The following is a 14,150-nucleotide window of genomic DNA, read 5'->3' on the forward strand; positions in this document are numbered from 1 at the left end:
GTCATGGATTGAGATGACTGTTTATAACAAATTAAAAATTGCCATTTTCACCATTATGTCTTCGCCTTCTCTTTATGCGATTACATTAGACCCTATACAAATTCAGTCTGCACCCGGGGATTTGTTATATGCAGAAATGAATTTCCAACAAGCTGACCCCAACGCTACATTACAGGTGAGTTTAGCGACTCCTGAAGACTTAAGCGCTTTGGGTGTAACTCATCAGCCTCCGGGAAATCTTAATTTTTATACACGCCAAAATGGTCAAGGTTCTGGGGTTATTGTGATCACCTCATCCCGACCTGTTAATGATCCTGAACTTAATATTGTTGTGAAAATCAGTGAAGGTTCTGCAACGCGTTTACAGCATATTAAAACTGTAATTAAACCTTCTCCGATAAAAAAGACTGAAAATAACGAAAGTACTTTATCTCCTCAGTTTATTGTTAATGAGAAGGATATTGCATTAAATCTGCCAGAAAGCACCCAATATGCTTCATCAACTTCGGCCCCAACTACAACAAACTCTAATAGTGAACAAAACCTTAATATCAGCTCTGGCACTGCCTCTGCGGTAAATACGAATTCAACACCCTCACTTAGTGAAAACGCTTCCGCTCTGGCAACTCAACAAGTTGTAACAGATACGGCGCCCGATCAGGCACAAACCAAACCTACTATTACTAACTCAAATGCCCATACTTCACCAAAGACAACAGTTAAAAATTTAGCAGGACAAAAGAAATCGGTTCCATCCAAAAATATCAATCAAAATATTGCAAAGAAACAAACCCTAAGTCCATCTAAAGGACCAGCAACTTCTGGTAAATATGTAGTACAACATAATGAATCTTTATGGAGCATTGCTAATCGTATTGCAGCGAAAACCAAACAGCCAGTTGCAAAGGTCATGCATGATATCCAAAAACAAAACCAGCATGCTTTTATTCAAGGTGATGTAAACCGTTTACGTCAGGGAATTTCTCTAAAACTTACCCACACGCCTGTCACTAAAACTCAGCAAAATAAATCAAAAACAGAAATAACGCATACTGCAAAATCATCTTCTGGCCAAGCTAAATACCGATTGCAACAAGCAGAAATGAGCATCGTGGCTGAAAACAGTCAAAATTCTACACATGGAAGTGCTAAAAAGAGCACACAACAAAGTCAAAACAATACTGAGTTAGCAGTAAAAGTTATGACAAAAAGAGAAAAAACCGTTACATTACAAAGAAATGTAACCAAACTAAATCAAACTTTACGTTTAAAAGACCAACGTATTCAACTTTTAAATGCACGTTTGGCAGAGTTACAACAGCAGTTAAAAGTACAGCAACAAACTCACAAGCAAAAACATTAAGTTAAAACCAGAGTTAGCTCGCTTTATATTGCAGATATTTATTTTTTAAGGGGAAAGTAATGTTATATGTGATTCCGTTCATCATATTACTCGTGGTCGCTGTTATTTTAAAAAAGCGCGAGAATAGCCAGAAACAAGAGGCCACTTCCCCTAAAACGGTAAACAAAAAAACCAATAAAAAAGTGAGCTCTAAATCGAGTAAAAGCTCGCGTGAAAAAAGCAAAGTAAATGTAGTAGAAGACACTCTTCCACCTATTCCACAAAGTACTCCTGTTCCAGAAGCTGTACGTCAAACAATTCAGCAGCTCATTCAAGAAAAGCAATATTCAGCTGCTGAAGCTCAAGTCAACCAGGCGTTAAAAAAAGACAATACTCAGCATGCGCTTTATTTATTATTACTTGAAGTTCATATTGCACAAAAAGATGAGTTTGCTATAACACAACTAATTAGCCATATTCGTAGTTTGGCACTGAATGAAATAGCGACTCAAGCAGAAACTAGACAAAAAGAATATGAGTCATCAAGACAACCTGATGCTATCGATTTTCCTCAAGCTCAAACATACCAAGAACCAAAAAATACACCAGACACTACAGCTCAGTTTGACCAGTTAACAACAAGTTCTTCTGAAGCTTCTTTTGATGATTTGCAGAAAGACTATACACATTTAAAACAAGAACCTGCTGTTGAAGTTGCACCTTTAGAATTTAACTTTTCATTCGAAAAAACTGCTGCTACAGAAAATACCAGCCAACCAGAACATGAACCAGAAGTATCAACATCTCAGCAAGTACCGGAAGTATCGTCATCTCAAGAAACAAATGAGCTAGCTGATTTAGAATTTTCTTTTGACTTGGCACCTCTGCATGAAACTGAGAAAAAAACTCAAGCACTAGAGGTAAAAGCAGATCAAGAGAATAGCGTCAATGCTTTAGATTTTAACCTTGACTTAAATCCTTCAAGTTCAGAGACAAAATGTGTTGAACAAGCTCCATCACTAGATGAACTTACACTCGTAGAACAAGCGCCATTAGAAGCAACTTCAATCGCGCCTCTTGAGTTTTCGTTAGATGAGCCAGTGTTAGTTACAACACCAGAGATTGAAACTCAAAACCATATAGAGGCAGTCGATGAAGAGGCGACTCAAACTCAAATAGAGGATCCTCTTCTAGATGCATTTCCAGAATTAAAACAGTTAGATGAAAATGAGCTCGACTTACAACTTGCAGAACAGTACATCAAGTTAGGTGCTTACCCAGCAGCACACGCCTTGTTGGCAAGTAATGAGCAAAAATTCAACACAGAGCAACAACAACGCGCGAAAAATCTACTAAATCGCATAGCTTCTTAAAGCCGATCGTTTTACCATAAGCAGTCAAAGATGACTGCTTTTGTGCCTGAAAAAGATGAAAAAAATTGCCTTATTTTATATGGGTGGTACTTTTGGCTGTGTAGGTGAACCTTTAGCGCCTATGCCATATGACCAATTCTTGCCTCAACTTGAAAAAGTTATACCACCCCACTTAACAGTTGACTGTTTTGCTGCCCCAAATATTGTAGATAGCAGCGCTTGTACAGCGCCTGATTGGCTACGTCTTATTCAACGTATACAACAGCTCCAACTCGAAGGTTATCAACACTTCGTCGTTATTCATGGTACAGATACTCTTAGTTATGCTGCTGCAACCCTAGCTCGCTTTTTAGGCCAAAGCTGTCATATTGTGATTACTGGTAGCCAATACCCGTTACTCAATGTTCAAGGTGATAATACTCGTGAATTTACTGATGCAATTGAGAACTTATATCTTGCATTAGAACAAGTGATTGCCCTACCTGTAGGTGCGTATCTTGCATTCCATCATCAAGTATTCCATGCACAAACTGCATTAAAAACGCATACGACTGAACTCGATGCATTTTCAGGTTTAAGTAGTGAAGTTGAGTTTACACCTCAGCAAAATGAATTGATCGTACAAGATGCTCAAATTGAAAAAGCGGCTTCATTCCAAATTTTAAACTGGATGATGCAACCGATTGCAACACAGCACTTAGTGCAGCAGTTAAAAAACTTACTACCAGCCCCACCTCAATTTTTAGTATTACAAGGTTTTGGTACGGGAAACATAGCAGTTAATCAAGAGTTACTAGCAACCTTAGATGAACTGTATGCTCATGGTTGTGTTCCAATTCTTACAACTCAGGTGACGTTTGGTGGTATTGATCAACGTTATGCGATTAGTGCTTGGGCCAAAACAGCAAAAATTGTCATTAGTGATGCACATAGTCACGCAGATCTCTATGCAAAAGCACTTCAAATCTATTTAAAATACCCAACCCCAGAACAATGGTTCAGCCATTGGAACGAAAATTTGCATTAAATAGAGGTAAAGCCATGCAACGTTATGCAGTCGGTATTGAATTTAGCGGAGTTCAATATCGAGGTTGGCAAACACAACAGCCAGGCGTTGCCAGCGTACAAGAAACTATTGAACGTGTGCTTAGCAAAGTCGCAAATGAACCTATAGCACTCCATGGTGCTGGTCGTACCGATGCAGGAGTACATGCGACAAATATGGTGGCACACTTCGACACTCATGCCATTCGTCCAGAGACGGGGTGGTTAAGAGGGGCAAATAGCCAGCTGCCTAAAGATATTTCCATTCAGTGGATTAAGCTGATGGATGAAAGTTTTCATGCCCGTTTTAAAGCGACTGCTCGACGTTACCGCTACATTATATATAACACGCCTCATCGCCCTGCACTCCTGCATAAACAGGTTACTCACGTTTACCAAAAGTTAGATGTGAAAAAGATGATTGAAGCGGCAAGTAAATTTGAAGGCACTCATAACTTTGAAAGCTTCCGTGCGGCAGCGTGCCAATCAAATCAGCCTGTTCGACATGTAAAACATTGCCGTTTGTTTGAACATGGACGCTATTTGGTTTTAGATATTGAAGCAGATGGTTTTTTACACCATATGGTTCGCAACATTGTTGGATGCTTACTCGAAATTGGTCAAGGTATGTATGAAATTGATCATATCGATACAATGTTTGCTGCACAGGATCGTAAGGCGGCAGGTGTAACAGCCCCACCCGACGGTCTTTATTTTATTCAGTGTAATTATCCTGAGCAGTTTGATCTGCCACAGCCACCGCTTGGACCACATTGGCTAAACTTACCAGAGTAAGACAGTGAATCTCAGCATCCAAATTAAGCACTAAATAAGATACTCGACAAAGTCATGCGCAACCTGAACAAGGTTAAAGTGTACTTTAACCGCAGTGCAAGACAAACGAAGTGCGTAGTTCGATAAATTTTTAATCTTGTGACATGGTAAGAATTATTACTCTTTACCGTGTCACAAGCTTTTGCTCTTGCAGAGCTTACGCTCTTCATCCCGAAAGAAAAGTAACTCTAGCTGAAGGCCAATCCAGCTATGAAAGCCTCAATGGCACGACTCCGTCATGACATAGAATAAATTAACGATGCTGTTTACGTTTCCGATATTCAACTGGTGTCTCATTCGTCCAACGCTTAAATGCACGGTAGAACGTACTCGGTTCAGAGAAGCCAGTTAAATACACAATACGCTCAACACTCTCGCTGGTATTTGCTAAAAGTTTTTTAGCTAATCGACAACGATAATCTGACAAGATTTGCTGAAAACTAGTATTGGCTTCGCTTAGCTGAGTACGTAAGCGACGTGGAGTAATATTCAACTGAGCTGCAACCGTTTCTAAGGTTGTTTCTCCACTTTCCAACGTTGAACCAATTGCGCGACGAACTTCACCCACTAAATCATAACGAGCCAATTCCTGTAATTTTTCAATTGCGAGCTGCTCATGCAACTGCAATAACTCAGGCTCTGCTTGCCAAAGCTGAAAATCTAGAATAGCTGGATCAAAATATAAACGTGTCTCTTTCTGACCTAAACTGACTGGGCAGCCATACACTCGGAAATATTCATCCTCCGAGGCACCTTCACTAAAATTAAAATCGATGAAGATAGGATGAAATTGTCCTTCGGTAATAAACTTAAAAAATCTAAGGATGCCCGAAATTGCACATTCAGAGAAGTGACGATTGACGAGATTATCAGCACCAATTTGTTCACCATTGGTTAAATAACAACGCCCTTCCTCAACGACTAGTTTTGCATCAAAAGCATCACTAATAAGTCGCTGATAAGCCAAGGCCCGTTTTAGACCTTCACCAAAAGTTTCACTACTAATAAATAGATGTTCAATGACCTGACCACGGTACAAAGGCAAATGTTCGCCTAAATGCAGACCGATGTCTGGATCTTTACTGACTTCCTGAGCGGCAGTCCAAAAGGCGTACTGTGCACTTAACGGTGTACGTGCATTTGTATCAACCTGATTTAAAGCAACTCCCGCTTTGGTTAATATTTCTTCTGTTGGCAAACCCGCACGACGAATCGCTTGATAGCCAAAGCGTAATACAACTGATGCATCTGTTAGCTGACCCACGCAGTGCCCTTCCATGTAGATACTTCATTGATATTTAGGGCTGTTGACCTTTACGCAATTAACAGTCCCTAATAACTATGATTTTAGATTAGCGTTGATTGACCAAACTGACAACAGAATTACTCTTCTTTTGTGAAAAAAATTACATCTTTTTTTATTAGTCATACTTTAACCAGATGCTTTAGCAAAAGGATGTCTATCTTGTTTTTTTTAAATAAATTGACTATAATTTGCGCCTTTCCAATTTGATCATCAGGTAGGCTATGGCCAATAAAGAGGAACTCATTGAGTTCGAAGGCGTTGTCACCGAAACGCTTCCTAATACGATGTTCCGTGTACGTCTTGAAAACGGTCACGAAGTTATTGCACACATTTCTGGTAAAATGCGTAAACACTATATTCGTATTCTTACTGGCGACAGTGTAAAAGTCGAAATGACTCCATATGACCTCACTAAAGGTCGTATTACGTACCGTGCTCGCTAATTAGTGAATGCAAAAAAGCCACTTTATGATGTGGCTTTTTTATTGCGTTATTTATTCACTTAAGCGACTGGTTTTACATCCTACCGTTTGGCATTCACGCAGTCTTTCTTGCAGCCAATGGTTTCTTTCTTGCGTTGTCTGCAAACGACATTGCACGTCTACGCTATTCCTATTTGAATCTGTACAATCTGCATCACGTTGACGTATCCACGCGAGCTGAGATTTTTTAAGAATATTTTTCTGGGCCGTATTTAATTTTACGCGCAATGCTTGATAGTTCTTATTCAGATCTGCATCAGCACTCGCATAAATTTTATTTGTACAGTAAATATCATCGTAAGTATTTCGGGCACTATCACAGTTATCTGCATAGACCGCCGTCATTCCAAAGCTGCATAAAAAAGCAAAAACTATTTTTCTCATACTTTTCTTCCTTAAGTTTTCTATGAAATTATTATTAATAATGATTTGTATGTAATGATAAATCGCAAGACAAATTCACCTTCTATTTATCATAATCTTCCTTTTTTACTTTACAAGTATTCAAATCCAACCTATTGTTCTTTAATAATAAATATAATTTTTTATTGAGATAAAAATGAATACAGCTACCCGATGCCAAATTGGCCTACTTTGTTTAATCATAATGAATGTAAGCGGTTGTACTAGCCATCCACGCCAATCTATAGATTTACAAGAATATTTAAAGGGCTTTCTAGGCAAATCTTCTGCAACTATTCGACAAGATATCAATCTACGAAGTCTTGGTTTTCAAGTCGCAAATACTCCACAGAAAACATCCAATCAACTCATCTATACGATTTTACGTCCATTAAATATTCCAATCCCGATGGTGACTAATGTCGACATGAGAGGTAATTCTGTCGCTATACAATCAGGTAATTTGGGCGGCAATTCTTACGATTTAAATTTCAACTGCAAAGTTATTTTTCAGCTGAAGAACGATATTGCCGAGTCTATTCAATATGAAGGTAAAGCCTGCTAAAACATAGGCACAAAAAAAACGCAGCCTTGAGCTGCGTTTTTTATAAGAAGCTTTTAAACAAGAGCAGCGACAACTGCCTCACCCATTTCAGCTGTACCAACTTTTGTCATACCTTCAGACATAATATCTGCTGTACGCAAGCCTTGATCAAGTACTTGTCCTACCGCATCTTCAATTGCTTTAGCAGCAGCTTCTTCACGGAAGGTATAACGAAGCATCATTGCAACAGAAAGAATCGTTGCTAATGGGTTTGCCACATTTTGACCTGCGATGTCAGGCGCCGAACCATGACAAGGTTCATACATACCTTTACCATTTTCATCTAACGATGCAGAAGGCAACATACCGATTGAACCTGTAAGCATTGCTGCTTCATCAGACAAGATATCGCCAAACAAGTTACCCGTTACGATCACGTCAAACTGTTTAGGCGCACGTACAAGTTGCATTGCAGCATTATCGACATACATATGTGAAAGCTGAATGTTTGAATAACTTGCTTGCTGCAAATCAGTAACTGTTTGCTTCCAAAGTTCTGTAACTTCTAAAACGTTGGCTTTATCGACCGAACAAACTTTACCACCACGTAAACCTGCAAGCTCAAAAGCAACTTTTGCAATGCGCTTAATTTCACTTTCAGAATAAACGTCTGTGTTATAGCCTTGTTTTTCGCCGTTTTCGAGTTCACGAATACCACGTGGCTGACCGAAATAGATACCGCCAGTTAATTCACGAACAATTAAAATATCTAAGCCAGCAACAATTTCAGGTTTTAAGCTAGAAGCGTCTGCTAATTGCGGATATAAAATCGCTGGGCGCAAATTAGCGAACAAGTTGAGTTCACTACGAATTTTTAAAAGACCACGTTCAGGACGAATAGAGCGCTCAATGGTGTCCCATTTTGGTCCGCCTACCGCACCTAATAAGATTGCATCAGCTTTTTTTGCTTGTTCACTCGTTACAGCTGGATACGGTTCACCATGCGCATCAATTGCTGCACCGCCTAGTAAACCATGTTCCCAAGTTAACGATAAATTAAATTTTTCATTTACTGTATTTAATACTTTTTCTGCCGCCCCAACAATTTCAGGACCAATACCATCACCAGCTAAAATTAAAATCTGTTTAGACATGAACTTTTTCCATTTTCAAAGACGAGCAGCGTTATAACTACCGCGGGGTTAGTTTTTTCTGTTCGACAAATTCACCTAGCCCTGTTGTCACATTAAATGGTCGACAGAAACGGCGAATAACACGCTCATCTTGTTCCAAGTCAACACATAAAGGATCTGGTACAGAAACATTCAGCAAACTACCCGAACGGTTGGTTTTGTCTCGGTACATTTTAAATGTATAGCGATGGTTGGCATTAAACTGGTGAATAACATGGATTGTTTCGGCCCGATCTGGAGAAATCGGATAGAAACGGATCACCACTTCATATTGTTTAGCGGGTACAGATAAATATAAACTGTTGGTTTGACCAAGCACTGAACCGTGCAATCTTACAATTCCTTGATGAATTGCCTGATTACTAATTCGTCGTGTTTGCGCATCCACTACAGTAATATCATTTAGTCGTTCAAATTCACAACTCTTCGCACCCGAACAATATATTGCTGCATTCTGCCCCAAATTTTCTTGTTCAGCCTGCTTAATACGGACAGTATCCACTACATTATACGTGCTCTGACAAGCACTGAGTGTTATTGCGCACAGGCTCAACAAAAAGCTATGAGTAACGTTCCTCTTCATTGTTCAAGCCCAATCCTCATCTAGTGCATAATTTTAAGGTGTTTTTATGCTTTAGCATGTTAGCAAGAGTTTGAACGCTACGCCATGGCTATGTTTAAAATGTACCAAAAGGTTAATTTAACTCTTGGAATACCCAAGGACGAACTTGTTTAGTTTTTTCTTCATAAGCGCGAATTGCGTCGGAATTTTGAAGAGTTAAACCGATATCATCCAAGCCATTTAATAAGCAATGCTTACGAAATGGATCAACTTCAAATTTAAAAGCTTCACCTGTTGGCGTACGTACTTCCTGAGCAGCTAAATCAATTGTTAATTGATATCCTTCATTTGCCGCACATTCTTTAATTAATTGATCAACAATTTCTTCTGACAAAATGACAGGTAACATGCCATTTTTAAAACAGTTATTAAAGAAAATATCAGCAAAACTTGGCGCAATAACAGTACGGAAACCGTATTCATTTAATGCCCAAGGTGCATGCTCACGGCTTGAACCACAACCAAAGTTAGTACGAGCAATTAAAACATTTGCGCCTTGATAACGTGGTTGGTTCAAAACGAAATCCGGATTTTTTGGACGTACTGAATTGTCTTGTCCCGGATAACCTTCATCTAAATAACGAAGTTCATCAAATAAGTTATCGCCAAAACCAGTACGTTTGATTGATTTCAAAAACTGTTTTGGAATAATTAAATCTGTATCAACATTGGCACGATCTAATGGTGCAACGATACCTTGTTCAACTGTATAAGCTTTCATGGTTTGCTCCAGACCGAATTAAAATGAACGAACATCAACAAAGTGACCAGCGATTGCAGCCGCTGCCGCCATTGCAGGACTCACCAAATGAGTACGACCACCATTGCCTTGACGACCTTCAAAGTTACGGTTAGACGTCGATGCACAGTGTTCACCCGGTTGTAATTTATCTGCATTCATTGCTAAACACATTGAACAACCCGGTTCACGCCATTCAAAACCAGCTTCCAAGAAGATTTTATCCAAGCCTTCTTTTTCTGCCTGTTGTTTCACTAAACCTGAACCTGGAACAATCATGGCTTGCTTAATGCTAGAGGCTACTTTACGGCCTTTAACCACTTCAGCAGCAGCACGAATATCTTCAATACGAGAATTCGTGCAAGAACCGATAAAGACACGATCAAGTTGAATATCAGCTAATGCTTGACCTGCATTTAAGCCCATATATTGATAAGCACGCGTCCAGTCATTACGTTGAACGTCATCTTTCGCTTGTTCTAAAGTTGGTACAGCTTCTGTGACCGGAATAACCATCTCAGGTGAAGTTCCCCAAGACACTTGTGGCTCGATCTCTGCGCCATTTAATTCAACGACTGCATCAAACACTGCATCTTCATCTGAATGCAAAGTGTCCCAGTAAGCAACTGCTTGTTCCCATTGCTCGCCTTTTGGTGCGTAGCTACGACCTTTCACGTATTCAACAGTTTTGTCATCAACTGCAACCATACCAACACGAGCACCAGCTTCAATCGCCATGTTACATACCGTCATACGTCCTTCGATCGACATATCACGGAAAACTTGACCACCGAACTCAATTGCGTAGCCTGTACCACCAGCAGTACCAATTTTAGCAATGATTGCCAACACAACATCTTTTGGTGTTACGCCTTTGCCTAATACGCCATCTACACGCACTAACATGTTTTTAGATTTTTTCTGGATCAAACATTGTGTTGCTAACACATGTTCAACTTCAGATGTTCCAATACCATGCGCCAAGCAACCGAAAGCACCGTGAGTAGCTGTATGTGAATCACCACATACGACTGTCATGCCCGGCAAAGTTAAGCCTTGTTCAGGTCCAACCACATGCACAATACCTTGACGAATATCATTAATGCTGAATTCAACGATATTGAAAGCTTTACAGTTGTCATCTAAGGTTTGAACTTGAATACGAGACGTATCATCTTCAATACCTGCGATCCCTTGGTCACGTTCTTTTTTAGAAGTTGGAACGTTATGGTCCGGTGTAGCAACGTTTGCACTTAAACGCCATGGTTGACGACCTGCAAGTTGCAAACCTTCAAATGCTTGTGGACTAGTCACTTCATGCAATAAATGACGGTCAATATAAAGTAAACATGAGCCATCATCACGCTGTGAAACAACGTGGTCATCCCACAATTTGTCATATAAAGTTTTGCCTGCCATGTCGTCTTGCTCCATTGGACTGGGTAATTCTAATCTTTCTTCGATTATAGCTAGAGTTTCACATAAATCTAATTTATCATTTTTATAAATTAGAAAACTTTTTGGAATCAATTTTAATTTCTAAAAACAACCCCAAATTTAATAAATCGTTTTTGTTAATGATTATCATTTGCATAATCAATTTTTAATCTTATACTCTAATGCCTATACTAAAAATATCCAAAGTGGCTAAAGAGAATGATCATGGCTAATATTCAAAAATTCGTTGTAAATAATCAACGTACTTTAAAGAAAACATTAAGTTATTACATTATGCATATTAGTGTAGCAATGATAGTTGCATACTTTGTAACAGGTAATATCTGGATGGCTTTAACCTTAAGTATGCTTGAACCAACTGTACAAGCATTTGCTTTTTTCTTTCATGAAAAAGTTTGGGCAGCTAAAGATCGTCGCGTATCAGCCTTAGTCGAAAAAGAAACAACGGCTTAGGCTAAGATTAGTGCGGTAATTCACAACTTTCTCACTCGTTTTGCTGCAAGCATGATACGATTTTGGCTCGGCAACTTTAGCCTCTTGATTTTTCTATTCCAAGTTGAGTTGTATTATGAATCTTGCAGCCTTTGAAGCTTTTGTAAAAGTTATGGAAACAGGGTCTATCTCTGTGGCAGCAGATCAATTATTTATTACTCAACCTGCTGTTACCAAACGAATTCACAGTTTAGAAGAATATTTTGGTGTAAAACTATTTGAGTCTGCAGGCCGAGGTGTACAGGCAACTCATGCTGCACATTCATTATTACCAAAAGTTAAAAACTGGTTAAATGAGCTGGGTGATATTCACCACACGCTTAGCCATGAACAAACTCAAGTGCAAGGCCGCTTAAAAGTCGGGACAAGTCACCATATTGGCTTGCATCATTTACCTGCACCACTTAAGCATTTTGTTCAGCAATTTCCTCAAGTCACCTTAGATGTACATTTTGTTGATTCAGAGCAAGCCCATGAACAAGTACTTGCTGGTGATTTAGAGTTAGCATTTTTAACACTTCCTCCTTCAGGTGATGAGCGTCTTAACTACATTACAATCTGGAATGATCCTTTAGTTTTTGTTGCTGCCCCTTTTCATCCATTAGCAAAAAAGAAGAATCTCACCTTACAAGATCTCATTGAATATCCAAGCTTATTACCCGCTGCACAAACTTATACTGCTCAAATCACATTAGCCGAGTTTGAAAAACAAGGGCTAAAACCAAAAATCACCATGAGTAATAACCCTCTTGAGTCTATTCGCATGTTGGTGTCGATTGGTTTAGGTTGGTCAGTACTACCAAAAACTTTGCTGAATCAAGATATGCAACAACTTGATTTAGATGTAGAAATGAATCGCCAATTAGGTATGGTGTGGCATCCTGCACGTACTCAATCTAGAGCTATGCAGGAACTGATTAAAATGATGCAGGAGTAGTCAATTAAATCGACCAGTCCTGAATATCCCAATTATTTTCTTGAGCCAATTTTTCAAGGCGATCATCAGGATTTACTGCAATCGCATGCGTTGCATATTCAAGTAAAAAACGATCGTTGATTGAATCTGAATAAGCCCAAGACTCAGACACGCTACGACCTTCCAACCAAGCATCTAGACGTGCAAGTTTGCCCTTTTGGTAACATGCCAAACCAGCAACTTTACCCGTATATTTCCCCTCAGCAACTTCAGCATTGGTTGCCAAAATTTCTGTAATTCCAAATTCACGGAAAATCGGCGCAGTAATAAAATCACTTGTTGCAGTAATACCCACAATCGTATGTCCTAAGTCCTGATGTTTTTTGATTGCATCAAAACCTTTAGGACGCATTTGTGGACGAATCACTTTTTGCATGAACAACTGATGAAGTTCGGTTAAATAATTATTGTCGTGCTTTGTTAAAAATCCAAAGACAAATTCGTTATAAGCATATGGGTCAAGTTGTCCTGCTTTGTAATCTTCATAAAATTTATCATTCATCTGACGATGATGAACCGGATCAACCAAACCTTCATTGACTAAAAATTCACCCCAAGAATGGTCTGAATCGGTATTTAACAAGGTATGGTCTAAATCAAACAACGCCAGTTTCATGAAAATTCTCGTTTAAACTGAAATTTAAGAAAAAAAATGTAAATCTATCTCCGCTAGTCGATAGAAATTCGTTAAGATCGTAGCAATTTAAACATTTTACTTTGATCTTTTCGAGCTGGACATAAAAAAGTGTTTGTCCCCGCGATTAAAGTCAACGATATAGACAATATTTAGGTAGCCAAATGATCGATTCAGAAGGTTTCCGACCGAATGTCGGGATCATTTTGGCAAACGATGATGGACAGGTTTTATGGGCAAAGCGCATTGGTCACAATGCTTGGCAATTTCCACAAGGAGGCATTCAGTTTGGAGAAACTCCTGAACAGGCACTTTTTCGAGAACTGAGAGAAGAAATCGGCTTATTGCCCGAACATGTCCAGATTATTGCGCAAACCAAAGGATGGCTGCGTTATCGTTTGCCACATCGGTACATTCGGTCAGACTCTGACCCCGTATGTATCGGACAGAAACAAAAATGGTTTTTACTGAAATTAACTGCGCATGCAAAAAATATTCAGTTAAACCTCTCCGACCCGCCCGAATTCGATGAATGGCAGTGGGTTAGCTATTGGTATCCTCTTGGACAAGTGGTGAACTTCAAGCGTGATGTTTATCGCAAAGCCATGGTGGAGTTGTGTACACAGTTGCCGATGCAACAATTACCCTAAAAATCATTTATCTAGCAAATGATTTTTATTAAAAGTGCTGTTATAAATACATTCATAGT

16 protein-coding genes are annotated in these 14,150 nt (G+C 39.2%); 9 read left to right on the forward strand and 7 right to left on the reverse strand.

All coding sequences use genetic code 11. The features are described 5' to 3' along the window. The first annotated feature begins 13 nt into the window (after positions 1-13). Genes F968_RS16655 through truA form a run of 4 tightly spaced genes read left to right on the forward strand, consistent with a single transcriptional unit; the run spans position 14 to position 4,554 of the window. Positions 14-1,363: a type IV pilus assembly protein FimV gene (locus tag F968_RS16655; RefSeq protein WP_004794841.1), complete on the forward strand. Its 1,350-nt coding sequence runs from the start codon at positions 14-16 to the stop codon at positions 1,361-1,363. A gap of 59 nt (positions 1,364-1,422) precedes the next feature. Continuing rightward, positions 1,423-2,715, forward strand: coding sequence for a hypothetical protein (locus tag F968_RS16660; RefSeq protein WP_004794843.1), 1,293 nt, complete (start codon positions 1,423-1,425; stop codon positions 2,713-2,715). A gap of 55 nt (positions 2,716-2,770) precedes the next feature. Further along, positions 2,771-3,742, forward strand: coding sequence for an asparaginase (locus tag F968_RS16665; protein WP_004794846.1), 972 nt, complete (start codon positions 2,771-2,773; stop codon positions 3,740-3,742). A 14-nt stretch (positions 3,743-3,756) separates the two neighbouring features. Next, positions 3,757-4,554: a tRNA pseudouridine(38-40) synthase TruA gene (truA, locus tag F968_RS16670; protein WP_004794850.1), complete on the forward strand. Its 798-nt coding sequence runs from the start codon at positions 3,757-3,759 to the stop codon at positions 4,552-4,554. A 292-nt stretch (positions 4,555-4,846) separates the two neighbouring features. Here the strand turns inward: truA and F968_RS16675 are convergent, their stop codons facing one another. After that, positions 4,847-5,857: an AraC family transcriptional regulator gene (locus F968_RS16675; protein WP_004794851.1), complete on the reverse strand. Its 1,011-nt coding sequence runs from the start codon at positions 5,855-5,857 to the stop codon at positions 4,847-4,849. Between the two features lie 263 nt (positions 5,858-6,120). On the opposite strand from F968_RS16675, the gene infA reads away from it, so the two are divergent. Further along, entirely contained in the window at positions 6,121-6,342 is a 222-nt protein-coding gene (gene infA / locus F968_RS16680; protein WP_001284370.1) for a translation initiation factor IF-1, read from the forward strand. A 51-nt stretch (positions 6,343-6,393) separates the two neighbouring features. On the opposite strand, the gene F968_RS16685 is transcribed toward infA, so the two are convergent. Continuing rightward, positions 6,394-6,765: a lysozyme inhibitor LprI family protein gene (locus F968_RS16685; RefSeq protein ID WP_004794852.1), complete on the reverse strand. Its 372-nt coding sequence runs from the start codon at positions 6,763-6,765 to the stop codon at positions 6,394-6,396. Positions 6,766-6,940: 175 nt separating this feature from the next. On the opposite strand from F968_RS16685, the gene F968_RS16690 reads away from it, so the two are divergent. Next, complete coding sequence (locus F968_RS16690) at positions 6,941-7,348, forward strand: hypothetical protein (protein ID WP_004794854.1); 408 nt, start codon at positions 6,941-6,943, stop codon at positions 7,346-7,348. Positions 7,349-7,401: 53 nt separating this feature from the next. Here F968_RS16690 and leuB read toward each other — a convergent pair whose 3' ends face one another. The 4 genes from leuB to leuC all read right to left on the reverse strand — a co-directional run bounded on the left by leuB (position 7,402) and on the right by leuC (position 11,300). Continuing rightward, positions 7,402-8,481, reverse strand: coding sequence for a 3-isopropylmalate dehydrogenase (gene leuB, locus F968_RS16695; RefSeq protein WP_004794856.1), 1,080 nt, complete (start codon positions 8,479-8,481; stop codon positions 7,402-7,404). Between the two features lie 37 nt (positions 8,482-8,518). Beyond that, a complete protein-coding gene (locus tag F968_RS16700) occupies positions 8,519-9,103 on the reverse strand; it encodes a hypothetical protein (protein ID WP_004794858.1) in 585 nt (194 codons plus the stop codon). Positions 9,104-9,215: 112 nt separating this feature from the next. Continuing rightward, positions 9,216-9,863 carry a 3-isopropylmalate dehydratase small subunit gene (gene leuD / locus F968_RS16705; RefSeq protein ID WP_004794860.1) on the reverse strand — a complete coding sequence of 216 codons (648 nt, stop codon included), beginning with the start codon at positions 9,861-9,863 and terminating at the stop codon, positions 9,216-9,218. A gap of 18 nt (positions 9,864-9,881) precedes the next feature. Next, positions 9,882-11,300, reverse strand: coding sequence for a 3-isopropylmalate dehydratase large subunit (gene leuC / locus F968_RS16710; protein ID WP_004794861.1), 1,419 nt, complete (start codon positions 11,298-11,300; stop codon positions 9,882-9,884). Positions 11,301-11,537: 237 nt separating this feature from the next. Here leuC and F968_RS16715 point away from each other — a divergent pair, with 237 nt between their 5' ends. Both F968_RS16715 and F968_RS16720 read left to right on the forward strand, forming a co-directional pair. Beyond that, the gene (locus F968_RS16715; RefSeq protein ID WP_171065154.1) at positions 11,538-11,792 is read left to right on the forward strand and encodes a DUF2061 domain-containing protein; all 255 of its coding nucleotides are present in this window, start codon (positions 11,538-11,540) and stop codon (positions 11,790-11,792) included. A 115-nt stretch (positions 11,793-11,907) separates the two neighbouring features. Then, positions 11,908-12,768, forward strand: a complete 861-nt coding sequence (locus F968_RS16720; RefSeq protein WP_004794863.1) for a LysR family transcriptional regulator — start codon at positions 11,908-11,910, stop codon at positions 12,766-12,768. 4 nt (positions 12,769-12,772) lie between these two features. Here the strand turns inward: F968_RS16720 and F968_RS16725 are convergent, their stop codons facing one another. Beyond that, positions 12,773-13,423: an HAD family hydrolase gene (locus F968_RS16725; RefSeq protein ID WP_004794864.1), complete on the reverse strand. Its 651-nt coding sequence runs from the start codon at positions 13,421-13,423 to the stop codon at positions 12,773-12,775. A gap of 182 nt (positions 13,424-13,605) precedes the next feature. Between F968_RS16725 and F968_RS16730 the strand changes: the two genes are divergently transcribed. Further along, a complete protein-coding gene (locus F968_RS16730) occupies positions 13,606-14,091 on the forward strand; it encodes an RNA pyrophosphohydrolase (RefSeq protein WP_004794866.1) in 486 nt (161 codons plus the stop codon). The last annotated feature ends 59 nt before the right edge of the window (positions 14,092-14,150 follow it).

Source organism: Acinetobacter sp. NIPH 817 (assembly GCF_000368405.1).
In the GTDB taxonomy this organism is placed as follows: domain Bacteria; phylum Pseudomonadota; class Gammaproteobacteria; order Pseudomonadales; family Moraxellaceae; genus Acinetobacter.